The sequence below is a fragment of the Microtetraspora sp. NBRC 16547 genome (assembly GCF_030268965.1).
GTDB lineage: Bacteria > Actinomycetota > Actinomycetes > Streptosporangiales > Streptosporangiaceae > Microtetraspora.
The window spans coordinates 23,680-45,558 of sequence record NZ_BSSE01000033.1 but is presented as its reverse complement, the minus strand read 5'-3'; the positions used below and the strand labels follow the sequence as shown (position 1 = coordinate 45,558).

Below are 21,879 nucleotides of genomic sequence, written 5' to 3'. Positions count from 1 at the left end.
CCATTAGTGTTCCACCATGGCTGACTTTGAGAACGTAACGAAAGCCGTTGTGCCGGCGGCGGGCCTCGGCACCCGATTCCTGCCCGCGACCAAGGCGACTCCCAAGGAGATGCTGCCCATCGTCGACAAGCCGGCCATTCAGTATGTCGTCGAGGAGGCGGTTTCCGCCGGTCTGCTCGACGTTCTGATGGTGACCGGCCGCCACAAGCGCTCGATCGAGGACCACTTCGACGTCGCCTACGAACTCGAGGACGCGCTCCGCGCCAAGGGCGACGAGGAGCGCCTCTCGCAGGTCCAGGAGCTTGTCGACCTCGCCACCATGCACTACGTGCGCCAGGGCGAGCCCAAGGGCCTCGGCCACGCCGTCCTGTGCGCCAAGCAGCACGTCGGCGACGAGCCTTTCGCCTGTCTGCTCGGTGACGACCTGATCGACCCCCGTGACCCGTTGCTGCAGCGCATGATCGAGGTTCGCGCCACCTACGGCGGCAGCGTCATCGCCCTGATGGAGGTGCCGCGCGAGCAGATCTCCTTGTACGGCGCGGCCGCCATCGAGGTGACCGACCAGGACGACGTCGTCCGTGTGACCGACCTGGTGGAGAAGCCGCCGGCCGACGAGGCGCCGTCCAACTGGGCGATCATCGGCCGTTACGTGATCGACCCGGCCGTGTTCGAGGTGCTGGAGCACACCCCGCCCGGTCGCGGCGGCGAGATCCAGCTCACCGATGCCCTGCGCACGCTGGCCTCCCGCGGCACGGAAGAGGGTGGCCCGGTCCACGGCGTGCTGTTCCGCGGCCGCCGCTACGACACGGGCAACAAGCTCGACTACCTGCGCACGGTCGTCCAGTTCGCGGCCGACCGCGAGGACCTGGCGCCGGAGTTCATCCCGTGGCTGCGCGAGTTCCTCGACCAGGCGGGATCCTAGAGGCATGAAATCGGTCGATCGGCACCTGGCCGACATCTTCGCGACCGTACGGCCGCTGGCGCCCCTCGAGGTCGACCTCGAACGGGCCCACGGCACCGTGCTCGCGGAGGACGTCGCGTCGCCTGTGGCACTTCCCCCCTTCGACAACTCGGCCATGGACGGCTATGCCGTACGCGCCGCGGACGTGGCCGGCGCGCCGGTCGTGCTCCCGGTGATCGAGGACGTGGCCGCGGGGGACAGCGAGCTGCGCGCGATGGGGCCGGGCATGGTCACGCGCATCATGACCGGCGCGCCCGTGCCCGCCGGTGCCGACGCCGTCGTGCCGGTGGAGTGGACCGACGGCGGCACGGCCCGTGTCACCGTCCACCGGCCGGTTCCCGCGGGCAATGCCATCCGGCGCTCCGGCGAGGACGTACGCGCGGGCGAGATCGTGCTCCGTGCGGGGAGCGTGATCGGGCCCGCGCAGCTCGGCATCCTGGCCGGGGTCGGCCGTCGCCGCGTGCTGATACGGCCCCGGCCCCGGGTCGTGGTGATCTCCACCGGAGCCGAGCTCGCCGAGCCGGGCACGCCGCTGGGACACGGCCAGATCTGGGAGTCCAACAGCTTCATGATCGCGGCGGCCGTCCAGGAGGCCGGGGGAGAGGTCTTCCGCGCCGGAGCCGTGACGGACGACCCGCAGCGGTTCCTCGACGCGCTTGAGGCCCAGCTCGTCCGGGCCGATGCCGTGGTCACCAGTGGCGGCGTCTCCATGGGCGCGTACGAACCGGTCAAGGAGGCGCTGGCCCCGCTCGGCAAGGTCGTCTTCGAGAAGGTCGCCATGCAGCCGGGGATGCCCCAGGGCTTCGGCGTGGTCGGCGACGACGACGTGCCGATCTTCACGCTGCCCGGCAACCCCGTCTCGTCCTTCGTGTCGTTCGTGCTCTTCGTCGAGCCGGCCCTGCGCAAGATGCGCGGCCTGCCCGAGGGCCCGCCGTTGACGATCAGGGCGACCACCACGGCCTACCTGCGGTCGCCCGCGGGGAAGCGGTCCTACCTGCGCGCCGTGCTGTCGGGGGAGAAGGTGGCGCCGGTCGTCGGGCAGGGCTCGCACCAGCTCGCCGCGCTCGCGTCCGCCAACGCCCTCGTCGTCGTGCCCGAAGACGTGACAGAGCTCCCCGAGGGAGCCGAAGTGGAGGTGATCCCGCTGTGAGCGGGCGCAGCGAGCGAATCCACAGTGCGATGCACCGCGCGATTCACGGCGCGATCCACCGTGCGATGCACAGCACGATTCACGGCGCGATTCGCGGACACGACTCCGAGTAGGCGAGGAGAGACATGACCGATCTGACGCACATCGACGAAACCGGCGCCGCCCGCATGGTGGACGTCTCGGAGAAGGACGTCAGCGTCCGTACGGCCACCGCCACCGGGCGCGTCCTGCTCGCCGCTCCCGCCGTGGCCGCCCTCCGCGCGGGCGACGTCCCCAAGGGCGACGCCCTCGGCGTGGCCAGGATCGCCGGGATCATGGGGGCCAAGCGCACGCCCGACCTCATCCCGCTCTGCCACCCGATCGCCGTGCAGGGCGTCGAAGTCGTGCTCGACGTCGTCGACACCGGGGTGGAGATCACCGCCCGGGTCAAGACCGCCGACCGCACCGGCGTCGAGATGGAGGCGCTGACCGCCGTCACCGTGGCGGCCCTGGCCCTGATCGACATGGTCAAGGCCGTCGACCCCGCGGCCGTCATCACTGGCGTGCGCGTCGAGGAGAAGACCGGCGGCAAGACCGGTGTCTGGACGCGACCGTGAGAGCACTTGTGATCACGGTGTCGAACCGCGCGTCCGCCGGGGTCTACGAGGACACCTCGGGGCCGCTGCTGGCGAGGCTGCTCGCGGAGACGGGCTGCGACACCGTGGACGGACCGAAGGTGGTCCCCGACGGCGAGCCGGTCGAGACGGCCCTCCGGCAGGGCGTCGACGACCGCTACGACGTCATCGTGACGACCGGCGGCACCGGCCTCACGCCCCTGGATCTCACGCCCGAGATGACGCGCCGCGTCCTCGACCGCGAGATCCCCGGCATCGCGGAGGCCGTACGACACGTGAACCGGGAGAAGGTGCCCACCTCGATCCTGTCCCGCGGCCTCGCCGGGCAGGCCGGGTCCACGCTGATCGTCAACCTGCCCGGCTCCTCGGGCGGCGTACGCGACGGGATGGCGGTCCTCGCCCCCATCCTGGGCCACGCCGTCGACCAGATCAGGGGTGGCGACCACCGCAGATGACCGGTTCGGGCACCGGCGTGGCGCCTCCGTGGCCTTCGGGGGATGATTGACCCGTGGATCGACTTCGCGGCTGGCCTGCGGCCCTGACCGAGGGGCCCGTCGGCCTCCGGCCCCTGCGGCTGCGTGACGTCCGGATCTGGCGTGAGACCCGGCTGCGTAACGCCGACTGGCTGCGGCCCTGGGAGCCGAGCAATCCCGAGACGCCGCTGTTTCGGACCGGCCTCGGGCCGTACGTCTCGATGGTGGGTACGTTGCGGCGCGAGGCGAGGCAGGGGCTCGCCATGCCCTGGGTGGTCACCTACCAGGGGGAGTTCGCCGGGCAGCTCACCGTGGGCGCCATCGTCTGGGGGTCCGCCCGCTCGGCCCAGGTCGGATACTGGGTGGACGGCGCGCTCGCCGGGCGCGGCATCATCCCGACCGCCCTGGCCATGGCCATCGACCACTGCTTCTTCACCACGGGGTTGCACCGCCTGGAGGCGAACATCCGACCGGAGAACCACGCGAGCCGCAGGGTGGTCGAGAAACTCGGCTTCCGGGAGGAAGGCGTTCGCAGGCGCCAGCTCCACATCGACGGCGCCTGGCGGGACCACATCTGCTACGCGCTGACGGTCGAGGACGTCCCGCGCGGCCTCCTGGTCCAGTGGCGGCGCGCCCGCGAAGCGGCGGCGTCCGGCCGCACGGAGACGACCCCGGGACAGTGAGCGGCTCCCGGCGAGCGCACGCCGGGATCGAATTACATGAACAGCTTTGACGATCTCGCGACACACCGCATCGAATGCTCGTCAATCAGTGACACGCAGTCTTACGGTGCGTGACGTGAGCACATCTCCGACGCCCAGAGTCCGCAGGTGTGCTCGGCATCTCTGGAGGTGGTCGCATGGGTAGCGTCCTCCTTTACCTCGCCATCGTCGTCATGTGGCTCGGTGTCCTGCTTCCCATGTGGCTGCGCAGGGACAAGCACGCCATCGACGACCTTTACGAGGACGAGCCCGCCGAGCCCGCGGCCGACGCGGACACGGTCATCGAGAGCCCGCGCGCGGAGCCCTCCGAGGGTTCCTCCGGCACGGGTTCCGCCTCTGTTCCGCTCTCGGCTCCGGTCGCGGAGGCCGAGGGGTCCGGCACCATCGTCGCCCCGATCAGCGAAGTGATCTCGGGTGGCGCGTCGGGCGGTGGCTCTCCGGGTGACGGTGTCGCGAGCGACGGCGCCTCGGCCAAGCGGGACGCCACCTTCGAGACGGACGCCACCGAGACGGACGGCGCCACGGCCACGTCGCCGGCCACCGGGGAAGCCTCCCCGTCCCCCGCGGACCGGGCGACCCGGGCTCGCCGTGCCGGGCGGAGGCGCAGGGCGATCATCATCGCCCGCCGCCGCCGGAGGCTGCTCTGGAGCATCCTGCTCGTCATCGCCTCCACCGTCACCGCAGCGGTCAGGGTCGCGCCCTGGTGGGCCGTCGCGCCGTCGACCGTCCTGCTCGTCGCGTACCTCGCCGTGCTGCGCGTCGCCGTACGGGTGGACGCGGAGCGGCGTGAGCTGGCCGCCAAGGCACGGGCGGAGCGGCTCGCGAAGCAGCGCGAGCGCAGGCGCGCGCTCGAGGCCATGGCCCGCGAGGCGGAGGTCATCATGCTCGAGGCGCGCAAGCGGGTCCAGGTCTTCGACCAGTACTCCAATCCGTACACCGACAGGCGGGCGGTCGGAGATTGATCGGATGGCGCGAACAGCTCCGAATGTTTGCTAATCTAGTCGAGGCATTGGGGCTATAGCGCAGTCCGGTAGCGCACTTCGTTCGCATCGAAGGGGTCTGGGGTTCAAATCCCCATAGCTCCACCAATGTCAGAGGCCGGTTCCGCCCAGCGGGACCGGCCTTTCTGATCTTCCGAGTGACTCAGTGAGTGACTACGGCTCTTTGAAGATTTCGTCCATCGCCTCGGCGTCGCCTCGATGGCCAGGTGCGGCAGGCGGCGGTCCAGCCAGAAGGCGGTTGTTTACCGTCCCGGTATGTGGGCGGGGTGAACGGTCCGCCTACCCAGGAGTCTCACGTCTGCGCTGGCAGGCATTGGGGCATGCCGGACGTGGGGAAGCAGATGCGCTGCGCTACGTCGTTACTGAGCGCTGGGTACGGAACTAGTGAAGCTGAGCACCGTGTTCCGCTCCGCACCCTGCTGATCGTCGGCGGGCTGGTGACCGCGGCCGGGTTCGCCTGGTTCGGGATGATGAGCGCCGACGGCTCCTTCCTCACCGACGTCCTGGGCCCGTCGCTCGTCACCAGCATCGGATTCGGGCTCTGCCTCGGACCGGTCGTCTCCACCGCCACCGTGGGAGTCGCGCCACACGAGACGGGCGCCGCCTCCGGCCTGCTCTCCAGTTCGCGCCAGATCGGCGCCTCACTCGGACTGGCCGCCCTCGGCACCGCCGCCCATGAGCACACCGGCCAGAACACCACACTCGAGGGCCTCACCGATGGATACGGACTCAGCATGACACTCGGCGCCGTGCTCCTGGTCGGTGCCGCCGTGATCGCCTTCACCGTCGTACCACGCATAAGAACAGCGACACCGGCAGAGCACGGCAACCGTGACCTGCTCCCAGAACCGGAGTAACGGGCCATGCCGCAACAATGGGTGCCCACTGACGTAACCTCTGCGCGGCGCGGTACATACCGTGAGTCGGCGACCACCCGCCTGACCCATGCGCATCGCGGGGATCAGCCGCACGATCTCGCGGTTGCCGCGCCGCCGGAAACTCGGTCGCCGGTGTCGGTGACGGGCGCGGAGCCCTGTGTGGCCTCGCAAAGGCGGTCGCTGCCACTCGCAGCGACCGCCATCGGGTGTACGAACGGGGCTGATCAGTCCAGCTGCAGTTCGGGCGAATGCAGCTCCAGCCAGACGTTCAGGTCGAGCGTGCGCTCGAGGCTGGCCCGTACGCCCATCGGCATGCGCGCCGGATCCTGCGCCACGATTTGCTGCGCCCAGTTCCTGTCGACCAGGGCGAACACCTGCGCGTCCGGGTCGGCGACAAGCTCTTTCACCTGCTGCTGCAGATTTGCCGTGTACCCGGGGTTCTGGGGCGACGGGTACGGGCTCTTGACCCGTTCCAGCACCGACCGCGGCAGCACAGGCGCCACCGCCTGTCGCAGCAGGCTCTTCTCCCGGCCGTCGAAGGTCTTCAGCGACCATGGCGTGTTGTAGACGTACTCGACGAGCCGGTGGTTGCAGAAGGGCACCCGCACCTCAAGGCCGACCGCCATCGACAGCCGGTCCTTGCGGTCCAGCAGTGTGCGTACGAAACGCGTCAGATGCATGTGGCATGTGATGCGCATGAGCCGGTCCTGCTCGATTCCCCGTCGAGGTACTCGACCTCGGCGAGGGCCGTGGCGTACTGGTCGGCGGTGTAGGTCTGCACGTCGAGCCGCTTGCGCAGGCCGGGTTCGATGTGATCGGTCCGTGACGCGAGGCTCATCGGGGGAATGAACATCATCCACGGGAAGGTGTCGCCGCGGAGCGCCGCCGGGTTGTGGAACCAGGGATATCCGCCGAACACCTCGTCGGCCGACTCCCCCGACAGCGCCACTGTCGAATGTTCCCGAATAGCCTTGAACAGCAGGTAAAGCGAGCTGTCGAGATCACCGAACCCGTTCGGGATGTCCCGGGCGGCGACGGTCGCGCGCCGCACCGAAGGATCCGAGAGCTGGGAGGGCTCGAGCACCACATCCCGGTGCGCGGACCGCACGTGCGCCGCGACATCGCGCACGAACGGCGAGTTGGGGGTCTCGCGCATCTCGTCGGGGACGAAGTTCTCCTCCTGGCCGACGAAGTCCACCGAGAAACTGCGCACCTGCTCGCCCCGCAGGCCCAGCCGCTCCGCGGCCAAACAGGTGATCGCGCTGGAATCCAGACCGCCCGAGAGCAGGACGCACTGCGGCACATCCGAATCAGCTGCCGGTCGACGATGTCGGTGAGCAGTTCGCGCACCCGTGCCACGGTGTCGCCACGACTGTCGGTGTGCTCGATCGCGCGCAGGTGCCAGTAGGTCCGCTGCCGCATCCCGCCGCGGTCCACGGTGATCAGCGTGCCGGGCACCAACTCGTGCATGCCCTTCCACAGCGCCCAGCCCGGGGTCTTGGTCTGCGCGAACAGCTCCCGAAGTCCGTCCCTGTCGACCACCTTGCGTACCAGCGGGTTCGCCAGGATCGCCTTGGGCTCGGAGCCGAACAGCACGCCGTCCGGTGTCGCGCACGAGAAGCAGCTTCTGGTCTCAGTCGTCCCAGATCGCGAACGCGTACATGCCGTCGAGGTAGTCGACGAAGCTCTCGCCCCACTCCAGGTAACTGCCGAGCACAACCTCGGTGTCGCTGTCGGTCCGGAACGCGTGCCCCAGTGTCTTGAGCCGATCACGCAGTTCCTGGAAGCTGTAGACCTCCCCGGAGTACACCAGGGCGATGTCGCCGGCCGGTGTGCTCACACTCATCGGCTGCGCTCCGCCGGGCAGGTCGATGACGGCAAGGCGCCGATGCCCCAGCCCGACATGGGTGCGCACGTACGTGCCCCGGCCGTCCGGCCCACGACAGGCCATCGTCTCGGTCATTCGAGCACGTCACCCCGGTGCGTCAGATCGGCGTCGTACGACACCCAGCCAGCAATCCCGCACATCTCACGACCTCATTTCCACTACGTTTCCGTGCATTTCTCATACAGCCAGATCCGCAACTGTGGGCGGCTCTTCCGATATCGGGGCGGAGGGGTCCACCCCAGCACCTCGGTGAGTTCGTGCCGATACGGCGCGACCGTGGGCGACCGGGCGTCACCACGCCCCGTCCGGTGCGCGCCTCCGGCGTCCCATGCGTTGACCATTCGCAGGACGCTGATCGTGTTGATGCGGTGCTCGATTGGATCAAGGGACCATGATTCCCCGGACAAAGTCACCGCACGCTCTTGCCGTAAACCGCCGACCATCGCGCCGTGAAGCTGGGCAGACGTTTCCAGGACCCCGCCCTCTTCGGGCGGCGCGAAAATCCTCGGACCGGCACCGCGACTCAATCGCGGCGCTCCACCAGGCTGCGAAGAGCGGCACGCACCCCTGGCTTGCGGCGGTCGCCGGTCGCTGGGCGAGCTCAACGCCCGTGACACGCATCGAGAGGGACTGACGGCGATCATCGACGGATTGCTGCGTTCCGCCCCGCTGCCCGACGAGGCGGCGGGAGGCCAGTAGCCCGGTAACCCCTCCGTCGAGGAGGATCGCGGGGCCGTACACCGCCGCGAACGGATTCCGGCCGTGTTCCGCTGTGCACCGGCTGGGCGGTCACCGGAGCGGGCACAGGCGTAGTTCCTGGTCCGCGGCGAGGGCGAGCAGGTCGGCGTCATGGCTGATCAGGACCACCACGGCCCCGTTCGCGGCGACGTCGCGCATGGTTCGCGTCATCGATTGCAGGTGACGGCGATCGACACCGGAGCTGGGCTCGTCGAAGATGACGATGCTGCTGCCGCTCAGGCGGGCCGTGGCGACGACCAGGCGCTGCTGCTGGCCGCCGGACAGCGACAGCGGGTGCCGGTCGCCGAGACCGTCCAGGCCGAGATCGGCGACCACGGCGGCGGCGTGTTCCGCGTGATCCGGAGTCGTACCGAGCCGCAGTTCGGCGGTGACGCTGTCTGTGAACAGTTGCCGTTGCACATCCTGCATGACGATCGCGCACGCGCGCTGCCGCCGCGAGCGGGACAGCGGGCGGCCGTCGAGGAGCACCTGGCCGGCGTGGCGTTGCAGCCCGGCGAGGATCCGGGCCAGGGTCGTCTTGCCTGCGCCATTGGGGCCGGTGACAGCGGTGATGACGCCGGCAGGCAGGTGTGCTTCCGCGATGTCGAGCACGGGGCGTCCGCCGAATGCGCAACGGATGCCTCTCAGAGCGACACCGGCACCGCCCGCGCCCGGTCCGGGTGCCGTCGCGACGCCAGCCCTTTCGCCGGCCTCGCCCGCCGGCGCCGTCTCCCGAGGCCGGCTTTCTCCCGGCTCGACGCTGGGTCCGTACGCGAAAGCCGGCGCCACCCCGGCTCTTCCGGGCGCGTCGAGACCGCGTAACCCCTCCTCGCGCAGCATCTCATCGGTCAGCCCGGCGAATTCGGCCCTGGTCCATTCCCTGCCGACGCGGCCGTCCTGGAGCACCACGATCCGGTCGGCGAGTTCGCGCAGATAGTGCAGACGGTGTTCGGCGATGACGAGGGTCACGCCCTGCTCGCGGAGGTGACGCAGGATCGCGGTGAGATCTGCGATGCCGCGCGGGGACAGGTTGGAGGTGGGTTCGTCGAGAAGCAGCAGCGGTGGCCCATGCGTGATGGCCGCCGCACAGGCCACCCGCTGCTGCTGACCGCCTGACAGCTCCCGCAACCGACCGGTGAGATCGGCCAGCCCGAGCTCGGCGATGACCTCGCCGACCCGGTCGCGGATGCGCTGCGGCGGCGTACCGAAATTCTCGAGCGCGAAAGCCAGTTCGGTGTCGATGGCGTCGGTGAAGAACTGGCGGCGCGGATGCTGCAGCACCGTCCCCGTCACCCGCCCGACCTGTGCGAGATCGGTGATCGGCTCCCCGCGGACGCGGACCTCCCCGTCGAGGGTCCCCTCATGGAAGAAGGGAATGAGGCCGTTCATGAGCCGCAGCGCCGTGCTCTTGCCCGATCCGCTCGGCCCGCACAACACCACCGTCTCGCCACGCCGGATGTACAGGTCCAACCCGTGGAGTACGGCGGTGTCGGCCCCCTGATACACCCACCGGATGTCCTTCAGCAAGATCACTGCCCGGACCTCCACAGCAGCGTCGCCGCCGCAAGGATCACCGCCACAACCGCGGCCACCGCGTCGGCGGGGCCGAACCGCGGCGGATGCATCGACGTCGGCCGCGCTTCCGAGCCCAGCCCGCGCAGCAGCGACGACGCCGACAGATCCCCTGCCGCACGCAGACTCGACGCCATGAGCGGCACCATGAAGTATTCGATACTGCGGACGGGATGCCGCAACATCGCCCACCAGCCGCCGAGCCCGCGCAGCCGCATGGCGTCATAGACTGCCCGCGTCTCGGCGACGATAGTGGGCACGAACCGCAGCAGCACCGCGCCGGACACGGTGAATGCCATCGGCACCCGCGCCGACCGCAGCGCGGCGATCAAGCGGGTCGGCGGGATGGTCCGGACCAGGTGTGCGGCAATGCCGCCCACGGCTACCAGCCGCAGCGCGAACCCGGCCAGGACCCCGACAAGGCCGAATACCGGCGATGGGACGGCCATCGGCAGCAGGTAGGTCAGCGCGGCGGCCGCCCCTGCGGCCAGCGGCAATCCGATCGCGCGCCGCCAGGCACGTTCGAGAATCGCCAGCAGCACACCGGCGACCAGTGCCGCCGGCACGAACCATATCCCGTCGGGCGCCATGATGGTGACGCTCGCGGCAAGCAGGAGCACCACCGCGGTGCGTGGGTCCAGCACCCATCGGGTGGCGGTCCCCTCCGGTGTGGCGGGCATGGTCCCAGCCAGTGTGGCCGGGCCTAGTTGCGGGGTGGTGCCGGTCACACCAAACCGGCTTTCCGGAAGTGCTTGTCCAGCAGGCGAAGTCCCAGCACACCGCCGATCAGACCGAACACCAGCGTGGACAGGTCGAATATGATCAGCACGGCCGGCGACAACAAGGTGTCCAGCTGCTGGACGTACTCCGCACCCATCTCCTTCATGTACGGGCTGGACAGGAATTCGGCGCGAGCATAGAACAGCGGGTAGAACATCCCCATGAACCAGGCGCTGAACACGGAATAGGCGAGCACGCTCATCTGCCGCGATCGATACCGGCCCAGCCAGAGCAGCACCTCGGCGACCAGCGCCGCCGCCACCCCGATGACGAGACCGATCGGCGGGCTACCGATGAGCAGCATGAAACCGTTCACGATGACGGCGAACACGGTGACCATGCCGGCGTGCCGCACCCGGGTGAGGAACAGCATGAACGGAATGCCCGCCGCGACGATGCCGACCAGGACCCCGACCAGCGTCGCCACCGGATTGATGAATTCGAGGAGGTTGAATATCCCCACGGTCACGAGGTAGAGCGCGCCGAAGATTCCGATATTGATGAGATCCTTCGGGGTCATCCGGAAATCGATGCGGTGCTCGGTGGTTTCGACGGTCACGGTATCACTGTCCTCAACTCGGATGCGGGAATGTCTTCGTGCTGCCGGCCGCAGACGCGGCCGAGGCGCCGAGCGAGCCCTGCTCCGCCGGCCGGGCGACGCGTGGCCCCGCGTGCCGTGGTGCCCTCTTGTCCGGTCGGCGGGCGGTCACGGGGTGGACGGCCATGGGTCGCCGATGTTTCGGACGCCGCGCGTGCCTGAGCCGTCAGGAGTGCGATGACCGAGTCACGGTGCTCGTCGAGATAGAAATGACCGCCCTCGAAGACGCGCAATTCGCACGGGCTGTCGGTGACCTCGCGCCACCCGTCGGCTTCCGACGAGTTGATCTCAGGATCCCGATCGCCGTACAGCACCGTGACCGGAGTCCGCAGCCGCGCACCAGGCAGGGGCCGATAGGTTTCGCTCAACCGGTAGTCGCTCCTGATCACGGGCAGGAACGCCTGGATGAACGAGGCGTTGTCAAGGAGGTCGCGGTGTGTCGCGTCGGTGCGGCGCAACTCCTCGATGAGCTCCGCGTCGCTGCCGAGATGGACCCGGCCCGGCCGGGTCAACGCCGGGGCGGGGTGGCCGGACACGACCAGTCCCGTCGGAGGTTCGCCCAGAGCCGTGAGGTGGCGGGCTATCTCATAGCTGACGATGGCGCCCATACTGTGCCCGAACAGGATCGTCGGAAGCGGCGGCCCGTCGAGCGGCAGATCGGCCGCCAGCACAGCGGCGAGGCGTTGCATGTCCGCCGGCACCGGTTCGGTGTACCGATCCTCCCGGCCCGGATATTGAACGGCGAGGAATTCGATGTCCCAGGGCGCCGCCGCGGCCCACGGCCGGTAATAACTCGCGCTGCCGCCGCCGTGCGGAAACAACAGGACTCGGGCTCGGGCATAGGGGCGGGGCGCGAGCCGGCGAAATGCGCCGGCTCGACGGTCCCGCGACAAAGCGTCAGTCAGCATACCGACTCATTCACTCGCTACCGGTGCCATGGAGATGTTCCAGAAGTCGGCGTAGCGGCCGCCGCGGCGCAGCAGCTCGTCGTGGGTGCCTTCCTCCACGATCCGGCCGCCGTCCATGAACACGATGTGGTCGGCGCGTTGGACGGTCCGCAGCCGATGCGCCGCCATCACCACCATCCGGCCTGCCATCAGGCGCTCGATGCCCTCGTGGACGGCCGCCTCGTTCACCGGGTCCAGCGCGGAGGTCACCTCGTCCAGCAGCACGATGGGCGCGTTCTTCAGCAGCGCCCGCGCGATCGAGACGCGCTGGCGCTCACCGCCCGACAGCAGCGCGCCGCCCTCGCCGACGTTCGTCTCCCATCCGCCGGGCAGCCGCGCGATCACCTCGTCCACCCGCGCCGCGGTCGCGGCCGCCCGCACCTCGGCTTCGCTGGCGTCGGGACGGCCGAGACGGACGTTCTCCTCGATCGTGCCGTCGAAGAGATAGACGTCCTGGAAGACGATGGCGATCTTCGCCATCAACTCCTCGGTGCCGATCGAGCGCACGTCCACACCACCCACGCGCACCGCGCCCTGGTCCAGGTCGTAGAACCGGGCGAGCAGCTGCAGCAACGTGCTCTTGCCGGCACCCGACGGTCCGACGACGGCGAGCCGCTGTCCCTGTGGCACGGACAACGACAGGTCGTCGATCACCGTGCGGTCGCCGTGCCGGAAGGTCACCGACTGGAATTCGAGGTCATGGCGTTCGGGCTGGATCGGCTCGTGGGCTTCCGGCAGCGGCTCGGTGCTCAGGACCGTGTCGAGCCTGGCCAGCTCGGCCCGTGCGCCGCGGAGCTTGCCGCCGATGTCCGCCAGCGACAGCAGCGGATCAACGCAGCGAGCGCCCAGCACCAGGATCGTCAGGACCTCTGCCGCGCCGATGTTCCCGCCGAGCGCGAGGTAGGTGCCCAGGACCAGCAGCACGGTGAAGATCGCCTGCACCGTGAGCGTCAGGCCCACGGTGCCGGGCAGCGTCCCCAGCACGGTACGGCGGGACGCGCGCTGGACCTCCTGCAGCGAGTCGTCGAGCAGCTTGAAGCGCTCGCCGGTCCGGCCGCCGGCGCGCAGCACCGGCTGTGCCTGGAGGAATTCGATGACTCGCCCGGTGGCCTCCTTGTCGCGTTCGTGGCGCTCGGCATCGATGGCGGCCATCGAGCGGGCCGTCCAGGCCTGGATCGCCGCCACGATGGGCGCGGCGATCAACGCGGCCAGCCCCAGCTGCCAGTTGAAGGCGATCATCACGACGACGATCGTCAGGGGGGTGACCAGGGCGGAGATGAACGGTGCCAGCAGATGCGCCGCCACGCCCATCGCCTGCAGGAGGCCGCGGCTGGCCATGACGGACACCTCGCCGACCCGCCCGGCGTTGTACCAGCCGATGGGCAGCCGGGCCAGATGCTCGCCGAGCCGGTAGTACATGCCACGCAACATCATGGTCCCGACGCGCATGCCCGACAGGTCACTGCGATAGCGCAGCACGGCGTAGACCGCGACCGCGGCCCCGAACGCGATCAGCCACGGCCCGGCATCGCCGGGCTTGCCCCCGAGCAGCGCCTGCAGCACCGGAACCAGCAGCGCGTAGGACAAACCCTCGGCTATCGCGGTTACCGTCATCATGGCCACGGTGCGACGCATCGCCTGGGCGTACTCGTATCCCAGTACGCGCAGCAGCATTCGGATCATCGAGACTCGTCTCCTTGCAGTACGCCACCGCGGGTTTCGATCTCGTCGGCGATCGCCGATCGGTGGGATTGCCAGAACGCGGCGAACTTTCCGTCCTGTGCCAGCAGCTCGGCGGGCCTGCCGCGTTCGACGATCTGGCCGTCCTCCAGAACCACGACGGTGTCGGCGTCGGCGACCGTCTCCAGACGGTGGGCGATGACCAGAATCGTCCGATCGCCCGCCAGCGTCGCCAAGGCATGGCGCACCGCCTGTTCGGTCTGCGGGTCGGCGAAGGCGGTCGCCTCGTCGAGCACCAGAACGGGCGCGTCGGCGAGCAGCGCGCGTGCGAGCGAGATCCGCTGTGCCTCGCCGCCCGACAGTTTGGCCTCCTCGCCGATCACCGTGTCGTATCCGCGAGGCAGCTCGAGGATCCGGTCGTGAATGTTCGCCAGCCGGGCGGCGCGGATCACGTCCTCGCGGTCGGCGTGCGGCACCGCCAGCGCGATGTTGTCCGCGACCGACGCGCGCAGCAGGCGAACGTCCTGAAAGACGAAGGAGACCAGCCGGTACAGCTGCCGGCTGCCGATCTCGCGCAGATCGACGCCGCCCAGGGTAACCGAGCCGTGGGTCGGATCGAAGAAGCGCGGCAGCAGCTGGACCAGCGTGGACTTCCCGCTGCCGGACGGCCCGACGACCGCGGTGACCGTCCCGGGCTCGAGCACCAGGTCGATCCCCCGCAGCACCTCGCGATCGTCCTCGTAACCGAATCGAACGTCACGCAGCTCGACCCGGTGCCCCTGCGGCGCGACCGGCTGCGCGGGCTCCGGCAGCGACCGTGCCTCGAGCACTTCCTTGATCCGGCCAACCGCGCGGCCGGCGGCCTGCATGTCGTCGAAGCCGTGGCCGAGTGCCGCCACCGGAGCGGTCAGCCCCAGACCGAGCAGCAGGAAGGGCAGCAGGTCGGCCGGGGCCAGACTGCCGGACGTGATCAGAGCCGTGCCGCCGATCAGCACGACCAGCAGCACGAACGGCGGCGACAGCGCCAGCTGCATCCCCGCGGCAACGAGGGACATGCCGCGCACCCACCGGAAGAAGGTGCTGACGAAATCGTCCACGGCCGTGAGGAATTTGCGGTGGGCGCGCTCGCCTCCGCCGAACGCCTTGACCACCGAGATCCCTTGCACGAACTCGACGACGGAGCTGGCGATCCGCCCCATCGCCGCGTCGAACTCCTCCTGCTCGCGCGTCCGGGCAGGGAGCATCAGCAGCGGGACCAGCGCTATGGCCATCACCACCGGGATCAGCGTGATCAGCGTGAGCCGCCAGTCGATGGTGAGCAAGTAGATCAGCGACACCAGCGGCACCACGAACGCGGCGACCAATTCGCCGGGGGCGTGGGCGATGAACGGGTGCACGGCACTCACGTCCTCCCCGACCACCTTCGCCAGCTCGCCGGTCCTGCGCCGGGAGAACCAGCCGATCGGCACGCGCCCCAGCCGCGCGGCCAGTTGCCGGTGGAACGTCAGCTGCACCTGGCCGTCGAGAACATGCCCGGTTCCGTACGAAGCGCCCGTGAACACCAGCCGGATGAATAAGCCGACCGCACCCGCGATGACCACGGTCCAGACATGGCCGTGATCGATCGGGCCGGGCGACAACAGGCTTCGACCCAATTCGACGACCGCCAGCAGCGGCGCCAGACCCGCGATGGCGCCGATCACCTGCAGGACCACAACCGCGGCGAAGCTCCAGACATGAGGGCGCAGCAGTTTCGCCATGCTCTGCTCCGATGCGGAATCGGCATCCGCTAACGGCTTGTACCGCTGGCCCGCCTCCGCAGAGTCGATCGCGTTCATTGCCCTCCCACCCGTTCCTTTCGGTTCGGCTCCCCATCGTCGGGGTCTCAGCCGCCCTGGTCGTCGGCCAGCCGCAGCGACTACGCAGGGCGTTACCGCGCCATCCGGTGCGGCCTTCGGCTTCGCCTACTGCATCGGCAGTAGTTCAGTCGCGGATGGCGAGGGCGATTGCTTACAGTCCTGGTATGTGGGCGAGTGTGTGGAGCAGGCTGATGTCCAGGCAGCAGCTGCTCCTGTTTTCGGCGATCATGTCGATGGTGCTGTTCGCGGTGGTGACGATCCCCGCCGACGTCCGGCATGCGCTGAGTTCTCACCAGCCGCTCAACTGGGCGGTGTCCGTCGTGGTCTACGCGGTCTTGGTGGCGTGCCGGCGGTTCCCGATCGCCATCGTGGCGGTCGCCGTCATCGGGTCGGTTGTGCTGATGGCGGACGGTATGGCCTACCCGCTGACCTTGCCAGCGGTCTTCTACGCGCTGTACTCGATTGCGCTGGGTTCCGGTCAGGTGCGGACGCTCGCGGTCGGCGTCGCCGTCAAGGTGGTCCTGGTCACCGCCTCGCTGATCACCCATCCCGGCATCACGGGCTTCGTCGTGCTGCTGTGGGCGTCCCTGGCGGTGACCACCGGCTTCGCCGCCCGTAGCCACCATGCCTACGTTGCCGAAGCCGACGAGCGCGCCAGGCGCGCCGAGCAGGCCAGGGAGGACGAGGCGAAGCGCCGCGTTGCCGAGGAACGGCTGCGGATCGCCCGGGAACTGCACGACGCCGTCGGGCATCATGTCGCCCTGATCAACGTGCAGGCCGGCGCGCTGGCCTGCCTGCTCGACGACGAGGACCGGTCGCAGGCCAGGGAGTCGGTCGCGCACATCCAGCGGGCCAGCGAAGAAGCCCTCGAGGACCTGCGGCTGACCGTCGGGCTGCTGCGCGAGCCCGGCCTGGAGCCGGCGGAGCCGGTGCAGGGACTTGACCAGCTCGAGGAGCTGATCTGCTCATTCGCCGGCGCGGGCCTGCGGGTCACCCGCGAGGTGACCGGCCAGGCCAGGCCGTTACCCGAGGCGGTGGAGCTGACCGCCTACCGGGTCATACAGGAGTCGCTGACCAACACCCGCAAGCACGCGGACTGCGATACTGCGGTGGTGCGGCTCGGGTACGCGCCTGGGGCGCTCAGGCTGGCAGTCGAGGACGAGGGCAAGGCGGTCACCCAGGGCGGCCGGCGCATGCCCGAAGGGCACGGCATCGTGGGCATGCGAGAGCGGGTGGGCGCCCTGGGCGGACGGCTGTCGGCAGGGCCGAGGCTCGAGGGAGGCTACCGCGTCTTCGCCGAGCTTCCGCTGCGCGCGGCCGGGATCGAGGGCTCGTGACTGGGACCGCGCCCGCCTCGCCGGCGTCCGCCGCCACGGCGCCGACCCGAGTGGTCCTCGCCGACGACCAGGAACTTATCCGCGCGGGCCTGCGGCTGGTGATCGACCGTGCGCCAGGGCTGACGGTGGTGGGCGAAGCGGCCACCGGCCACGACGCGGTCCGGGTCGCCCGCGAGGCACGTGCCGACGTCGTCTTGATGGACATCCAGATGCCGGGCCTTGACGGGCTGGCCGCTACCCGGCGGATCGCCGCTGACGACAGCCTCGCTGGGGTACGGGTGCTGATCCTGACGACGTTCGAGATCGACGAGTACGTCTTCGAGGCGCTGCGGTCGGGGGCCAGCGGGTTTCTTGGCAAGGGCGCGCGCCCGGACGCCCTGATCGACGCGATCCGCACGGTCGCCCGCGGCGACAAGCTGCTTTCGCCGTCCGCCACCCGGGGCCTCATCGCCAGGTTCCTCACGCTGCACGACAGAGAGCCGGTCCGCCCTTCGCCGTTGCTTGCCACCCTCACCGACCGCGAGCGCGAGGTGGTAGCCCTGGTCGCCGACGGGATGTCCAACACGGACATCGCCCGCCAGCTCACGCTCAGCCCGCTCACCGTCAAGACCCACGCCAACCACGCCATGACCAAGCTTGGCGCACGCGACCGCGCGCAGCTCGTCGTGCTCGCCTACCAGACCGGCCTGGCGCGCGCGCCACGTCCCCGGCCGTGAACTACCGCGCCGCCGAGGACGACCTTCGAGGAGCATCGGGCGGAGCTGCTTGCGGTAGACGGTCTCGGTCACCTTCGTGTTGCTGCGGCCGACCAGGCGCGAGATGTTCTCGATGGGGACACCACCGTCCGACAGCAGTGAGACGAAGCTGTGCCGCATCTCACGGGGCGTCCACTCCTTCTCGCTCAGCCCCGCCTTCTTGAGGACCTTACGGAAGGCTCGCCGTACGTTGTGGGAGTCGAGCTCGGTGCCGACCGTTGATGCGAAGACGAGGTCGTGATCCTGCCTGCGGGCGCCGGCGTGCTCGGGCCATCCGGTTGCGGACTTGCGGGGGTGAGCTCAAGCGACAGGGACCACCGCCGCCGGAAAACCGTTTGAGCCTTCCTTCCGCGTTCCCGTAGGTTGCCTGTGGCCCCGTCGCAGTGAGGACAGAGGAAAAAACCGCGTGACCCCGCCTGCTCTTTAGACCTGACACCTTCTTCCGCTCACCTGTAGCCGACCCTCCCGTCGGTTCTGCCGGGCTGCCCTTGTGCACCCGGTCATACAGCGTTTGAGGTCGCGCGTAATCGGCCTCGTGTCAGGTCTAGAGAGATCATGTCTTCACAACCTCATACTGTGCTGCCCTGGGTCGTTCGTCGGACCAGGCTGCCTCTGCTGTCGTTGCGGTGCGTGGACTGCCGGTCGGAGTCGGCCACCACCGGCGAGGGCAGGTTCCGCGTCAACGCCAACGGCAAGCTGCTGGACGTGTGGCTGCTGGTCCGCTGCGTGTCCTGCGATCGGACGAGCAAGCTCACCGTGCACGAGCGAGCGCCGGTCAGATCCTTCGATCCGGCCGAGCTCGACGGCTACCGCGTCAACGATCCGGAGCTGGTGGCGTCCAGGCTGTTGGATCCGCTGCTCGCCCGGCGCAACCGCTTCACCCTGGACTGGACGGGGGCCGGGCGGCTGGACACCCCGTCGGCATGGCTCGACGAGGCGTGGCCGGTCCAGGTGGAGGTCGTCTTCGAGGATCCGGTGCCGGTGCGCCCGGAGCGGCTCATCGCGCAGGGGCTCGGCCTCAGCAGGAACGAGGTGCTGCGCCGGATCAAGTGCGACATTCCGCTGCGCCGTCCGACGAGCGCCGGGTTCACCTTTACCGTGATGGCCGGGGACTAGCGGGGATGTAGCCGCGGCGCGCAATCCCCTCAAGCATCCGTGCGCGAATCAGCGAGAAGTCAGCGAACCTGCTGCCACGGGACGGCTACGCGGCCCACAGGAAGGCATCCACCCTGTACGGGACGGCACTGGTTGGCATACGTCGACCTGCCCCAGCACCGGTACCCAGGGTTCGCAATCGAAGGGGTCTGGGGTTCAAATCCCCATAGCTCCACCAATGTCAGAGGCCGGTTCCGCCCAGCGGGACCGGCCTCTTTCATCTTCTGAGTGACTACGGCTTGAAGATGCCGTCCATCGCTTCGGCACCTTCCAGGAGCATCGGCCGCAGCTGCTTGCGATACACCGTCTCCGTGACCTTCACTCCCGTGCACCGCCCCCCTCCGCCTCGGCGTACGTGGTGCGGCGGCGCCGGTGGTCGCGTTTTCGTCCCGGGGCGGGTCAGCGCGGGATCATCTCGTCCGGTTGTTCCGGCGTGTGTGGTTCGTGTGGTCCGGGGTCGGGCCGGCGTCCGCGGTTGCGTAGCGACCTGAACTGATCGGCCGCCTGGCCGAGCCGGTAGTACAACTGGTCGGCCGCCTGGCCGAGCCGGTAGTACAGCCGTGGTGGGATGTGCGGGAGGAGCGGGGAGCGCCGCTGGCCGAGCAGTTCGAACAGTTGCTCCGGTGGAAGGCCGACGTAGCGCGGGAGGTTCTCGTACCATCGGGCGCTGTAGCGGGCGGCTCTCAGGGAGAGGCGGATCGCGGCTTGGCGTTCCCGGTCGTAGCGGGCGAGGGCGGTCTGGAGTTGTGTCTCCCCGTGTAGTGCGTTGACCAGGTAGGCGGTGTCTTCCAGTGCGAGGGCGGTGCCGGCGCCGATGGAGTAGTGGGTGGTGTGCGCGGCGTCTCCGAGCAGGACGAGGTTGTCGTGGTACCACGTCCGGTTGGTCAAAGTGCGGAAGTTCAGCCAGTGTGTGCCGTCTTCGGTGCGCGCCTGGGCGATCAGTGGGTGTCCGTCCAGGGTGTCGGCGAAGAGTTTCTCCAGGAGGGCCAGGCTGTCGGCTTCGTTCGCCTGGTGGAGTCCGAGTCCTTTCCAGGTGGTGGGGGAGCATTCGATGACGCAGGTGCTGTGGTCCTTGCTGAATCCGTAGCCGTAGCACCAGATCCAGCCGTGCGCGGTCTCCACGAAGGTGAAGGTGAAGGAGCGGAAGACCTTGGTGGTGCCGAGCCAGGCGTAGACGTTGCGTCCGACCGTGATCTCGGAGCCGAAGTGATCGGTGTGGCGTTTGCGCAGCAGGCTGTTGACGCCGTCGCCGGCGACGACGAGGTCGGCGTCGGCGAGTTCGTCCCTGTCGGTGATCTCGTGTTCGAACTCGATGTGCACGCCGAGGGAGCGGGCGCGTTCGGTGAGGATGTCGAGCAGTTGCTGCCGGCCGATGCCGAAGCCTTCGCCCCAGTCTTCCCCTGTCACCGTCGCCACCGTGGCGCGGTCGTGGACGTGCATCTCCCATCTGTTCCAGCGGACTGAGTTCTCCTCGATGGTGCGTGCGGATTCGGGGTCGGCGCCGTGGAGGTAGTTGAGTAGTTCGTCCCAGTAGGTCACGCCCCAGCCGTATGTCGAACCGGCTGGGTTCCGCTCGTGGACGGTGATGTCGTGGGATGGGTCCACCCGTTTCATCAGGATCGAGAAGTACAGGCTGGCTGGTCCGCCGCCGACGCAGGCGATCTTCACAATAGCCCCCGTTGTTACTTAGAGTAATCAATTAGCATCATAGGGTAGCAGAGGGTAGTGTCTGCCCAGGTCATCCGGCCAGGCGCCGAGCCGCCAGGGCCCGTGCGCGTCCCGGTGGTCGCGGAACTCCGGCACGAGCGGCACGAGCGGCTCGTCCGGCCTGATGTGTTCCGGGAAGATCCGGACCTCCCGTACGGAGATCGGTGCCGGGCCGAAACGCTTCACCCGAAAGTGGTACGGCTCCCGCCCTCAAATCCCCATAGCTCCACCAATGTCAGAGGCCGTTCCCTCCGAGGAGCGGCCTCTTTGTTTTCGCGCGGAGTTCGCCTCGGGCCCTCACGCGGCGTCGGAGCCGCGGTAAGCCTTGACCGAGCGCAATCTGACTAGGTCGTGTTTCGTGGATCTTTTTGGCCTACTGCGGTCGGCCAGATGGCGCCTCGCGGCGTTGTCGCCCCACCCACGAAAACTCCTCGCAAGCTCGGACTTTCCGCGGGGCCCGGGAGTGTCGGCCGGAGGCTCCGCTCCGACCTCCTTCTCCGCCTTGCGACGCATCCATCTGGCCGATCCTCGCTACGGCAAAGATCCACGAAACACTCCCTAGCCGTGGGCCCGCCGGGCCTCCTCGCCGTGCACGACCAACGCGTACAGGATGAAGATGTCGATGGCGATCATGGTGATCGACCACCAGGGGTAGGCGGGCAGCGTCATCATGTGCGCGACGGCGTTCACCGCGACCAGGATGACCGCCACCAGTCGTGCCCACACCTGCCCGGCGATCAGCGCCGCGCCGACGGCGAGCAGAGTGATCCCGATGATCAGGTGGAACCACCCCATGCCGGTGAGGGGGATCAGCACCACGTCCCTTCCCGAGCGGATGAAGAAGTTGCGGTTGAAGATGGCGACCAGGCCGGTGATCGCGTTGAAGACGCCGTCCATGATCATCAGGGTTCCGGCGAACCAGATCCAGCCGACCCATGCTGTGACTTTGCCGTTGACCATCGCAGCCCCCTTGGACAGTCGGTGGCGTTCCCGCGCGTGTCGCCGCTATGTGGGGATGAATGCAAACTTCCCGGCAGGTCCGTGGCCCCCGTGGACGACGGTGC

19 protein-coding genes, 1 tRNA gene and 3 pseudogenes are annotated in these 21,879 nt (G+C 68.9%); 11 read left to right on the top strand and 12 right to left on the bottom strand.

The features are described from left to right. Positions 1-16: 16 nt before the first annotated feature. From galU to QSK17_RS31070, 8 genes are all read left to right on the top strand, one after another. A complete protein-coding gene (galU, locus tag QSK17_RS31105; RefSeq protein WP_285709178.1) occupies positions 17-922 on the top strand; it encodes a UTP--glucose-1-phosphate uridylyltransferase GalU in 906 nt (301 codons plus the stop codon). A gap of 4 nt (positions 923-926) precedes the next feature. After that, a complete protein-coding gene (glp, locus tag QSK17_RS31100) occupies positions 927-2,111 on the top strand; it encodes a molybdotransferase-like divisome protein Glp (RefSeq protein WP_285709176.1) in 1,185 nt (394 codons plus the stop codon). A 125-nt stretch (positions 2,112-2,236) separates the two neighbouring features. Next, positions 2,237-2,707 (top strand): cyclic pyranopterin monophosphate synthase MoaC, encoded by a 471-nt coding sequence (gene moaC, locus QSK17_RS31095; protein WP_285709175.1) that lies wholly within the window; start codon positions 2,237-2,239, stop codon positions 2,705-2,707. After that, on the top strand, positions 2,704-3,180 hold the full coding sequence (locus tag QSK17_RS31090; RefSeq protein WP_285709173.1) for a MogA/MoaB family molybdenum cofactor biosynthesis protein: 477 nt from the start codon (positions 2,704-2,706) through the stop codon (positions 3,178-3,180). Before moaC ends, QSK17_RS31090 begins: the two co-directional genes overlap by 4 nt. A 53-nt stretch (positions 3,181-3,233) precedes the next feature. Beyond that, positions 3,234-3,881, top strand: coding sequence for a GNAT family N-acetyltransferase (locus QSK17_RS31085; RefSeq protein WP_285709170.1), 648 nt, complete (start codon positions 3,234-3,236; stop codon positions 3,879-3,881). A 176-nt stretch (positions 3,882-4,057) separates the two neighbouring features. Beyond that, positions 4,058-4,882, top strand: coding sequence for a divisome protein SepX/GlpR (gene sepX / locus QSK17_RS31080; RefSeq protein ID WP_285709169.1), 825 nt, complete (start codon positions 4,058-4,060; stop codon positions 4,880-4,882). Between the two features lie 49 nt (positions 4,883-4,931). Further along, a tRNA-Ala gene (locus QSK17_RS31075) sits at positions 4,932-5,008 on the top strand. A gap of 233 nt (positions 5,009-5,241) precedes the next feature. Further along, the gene (locus QSK17_RS31070; RefSeq protein ID WP_285709167.1) at positions 5,242-5,778 is read left to right on the top strand and encodes an MFS transporter; all 537 of its coding nucleotides are present in this window, start codon (positions 5,242-5,244) and stop codon (positions 5,776-5,778) included. Positions 5,779-6,023: 245 nt separating this feature from the next. On the opposite strand, the pseudogene QSK17_RS31065 reads toward QSK17_RS31070, so the two are convergent. The 9 genes and pseudogenes from QSK17_RS31065 to QSK17_RS31030 all read right to left on the bottom strand — a co-directional run bounded on the left by QSK17_RS31065 (position 6,024) and on the right by QSK17_RS31030 (position 15,840). Continuing rightward, a pseudogene (locus tag QSK17_RS31065) lies at positions 6,024-7,102 on the bottom strand (asparagine synthetase B family protein). 158 nt (positions 7,103-7,260) lie between these two features. Continuing rightward, positions 7,261-7,395, bottom strand: a pseudogene (locus tag QSK17_RS36490) (hypothetical protein); the annotation flags it as partial. A 37-nt stretch (positions 7,396-7,432) separates the two neighbouring features. Beyond that, positions 7,433-7,762: a class II glutamine amidotransferase domain-containing protein gene (locus QSK17_RS31060; RefSeq protein ID WP_285709165.1), complete on the bottom strand. Its 330-nt coding sequence runs from the start codon at positions 7,760-7,762 to the stop codon at positions 7,433-7,435. Positions 7,763-8,476: 714 nt separating this feature from the next. Further along, entirely contained in the window at positions 8,477-9,958 is a 1,482-nt protein-coding gene (locus QSK17_RS31055) for an energy-coupling factor ABC transporter ATP-binding protein (protein WP_285709164.1), read from the bottom strand. Then, the gene (locus QSK17_RS31050; RefSeq protein ID WP_285709162.1) at positions 9,955-10,677 is read right to left on the bottom strand and encodes an energy-coupling factor transporter transmembrane component T; all 723 of its coding nucleotides are present in this window, start codon (positions 10,675-10,677) and stop codon (positions 9,955-9,957) included. Before QSK17_RS31050 ends, QSK17_RS31055 begins: the two co-directional genes overlap by 4 nt. A gap of 44 nt (positions 10,678-10,721) precedes the next feature. Next, positions 10,722-11,336 (bottom strand): MptD family putative ECF transporter S component, encoded by a 615-nt coding sequence (locus QSK17_RS31045; RefSeq protein ID WP_285709160.1) that lies wholly within the window; start codon positions 11,334-11,336, stop codon positions 10,722-10,724. After that, on the bottom strand, positions 11,333-12,283 hold the full coding sequence (locus tag QSK17_RS31040; RefSeq protein ID WP_285709157.1) for a thioesterase II family protein: 951 nt from the start codon (positions 12,281-12,283) through the stop codon (positions 11,333-11,335). Before QSK17_RS31040 ends, QSK17_RS31045 begins: the two co-directional genes overlap by 4 nt. A gap of 6 nt (positions 12,284-12,289) precedes the next feature. Continuing rightward, positions 12,290-14,005, bottom strand: a complete 1,716-nt coding sequence (locus tag QSK17_RS31035; protein ID WP_285709155.1) for an ABC transporter ATP-binding protein — start codon at positions 14,003-14,005, stop codon at positions 12,290-12,292. Beyond that, positions 14,002-15,840: an ABC transporter ATP-binding protein gene (locus QSK17_RS31030; protein ID WP_285709151.1), complete on the bottom strand. Its 1,839-nt coding sequence runs from the start codon at positions 15,838-15,840 to the stop codon at positions 14,002-14,004. Before QSK17_RS31030 ends, QSK17_RS31035 begins: the two co-directional genes overlap by 4 nt. A 212-nt stretch (positions 15,841-16,052) precedes the next feature. On the opposite strand from QSK17_RS31030, the gene QSK17_RS31025 reads away from it, so the two are divergent. Beyond that, on the top strand, positions 16,053-17,198 hold the full coding sequence (locus QSK17_RS31025) for a sensor histidine kinase (RefSeq protein ID WP_285709148.1): 1,146 nt from the start codon (positions 16,053-16,055) through the stop codon (positions 17,196-17,198). Further along, complete coding sequence (locus tag QSK17_RS31020) at positions 17,195-17,914, top strand: response regulator (RefSeq protein ID WP_285709146.1); 720 nt, start codon at positions 17,195-17,197, stop codon at positions 17,912-17,914. Before QSK17_RS31025 ends, QSK17_RS31020 begins: the two co-directional genes overlap by 4 nt. Before the next feature lie 60 nt (positions 17,915-17,974). Here QSK17_RS31020 and QSK17_RS31015 read toward each other — a convergent pair. Beyond that, a pseudogene (locus QSK17_RS31015) lies at positions 17,975-18,208 on the bottom strand (tyrosine-type recombinase/integrase); the annotation flags it as partial. A 321-nt stretch (positions 18,209-18,529) separates the two neighbouring features. Between QSK17_RS31015 and QSK17_RS31010 the strand changes: the two are divergent. Then, positions 18,530-19,069, top strand: coding sequence for a DUF1062 domain-containing protein (locus tag QSK17_RS31010; protein ID WP_285709143.1), 540 nt, complete (start codon positions 18,530-18,532; stop codon positions 19,067-19,069). 438 nt (positions 19,070-19,507) lie between these two features. Here QSK17_RS31010 and QSK17_RS31005 read toward each other — a convergent pair whose 3' ends face one another. Together QSK17_RS31005 and QSK17_RS31000 are read right to left on the bottom strand one after the other, a co-directional pair. Continuing rightward, the gene (locus QSK17_RS31005; RefSeq protein ID WP_285709141.1) at positions 19,508-20,776 is read right to left on the bottom strand and encodes an FAD-dependent monooxygenase; all 1,269 of its coding nucleotides are present in this window, start codon (positions 20,774-20,776) and stop codon (positions 19,508-19,510) included. 597 nt (positions 20,777-21,373) lie between these two features. Next, positions 21,374-21,775 (bottom strand): DUF7144 family membrane protein, encoded by a 402-nt coding sequence (locus QSK17_RS31000; protein ID WP_285709139.1) that lies wholly within the window; start codon positions 21,773-21,775, stop codon positions 21,374-21,376. Positions 21,776-21,879: the final 104 nt, after the last annotated feature.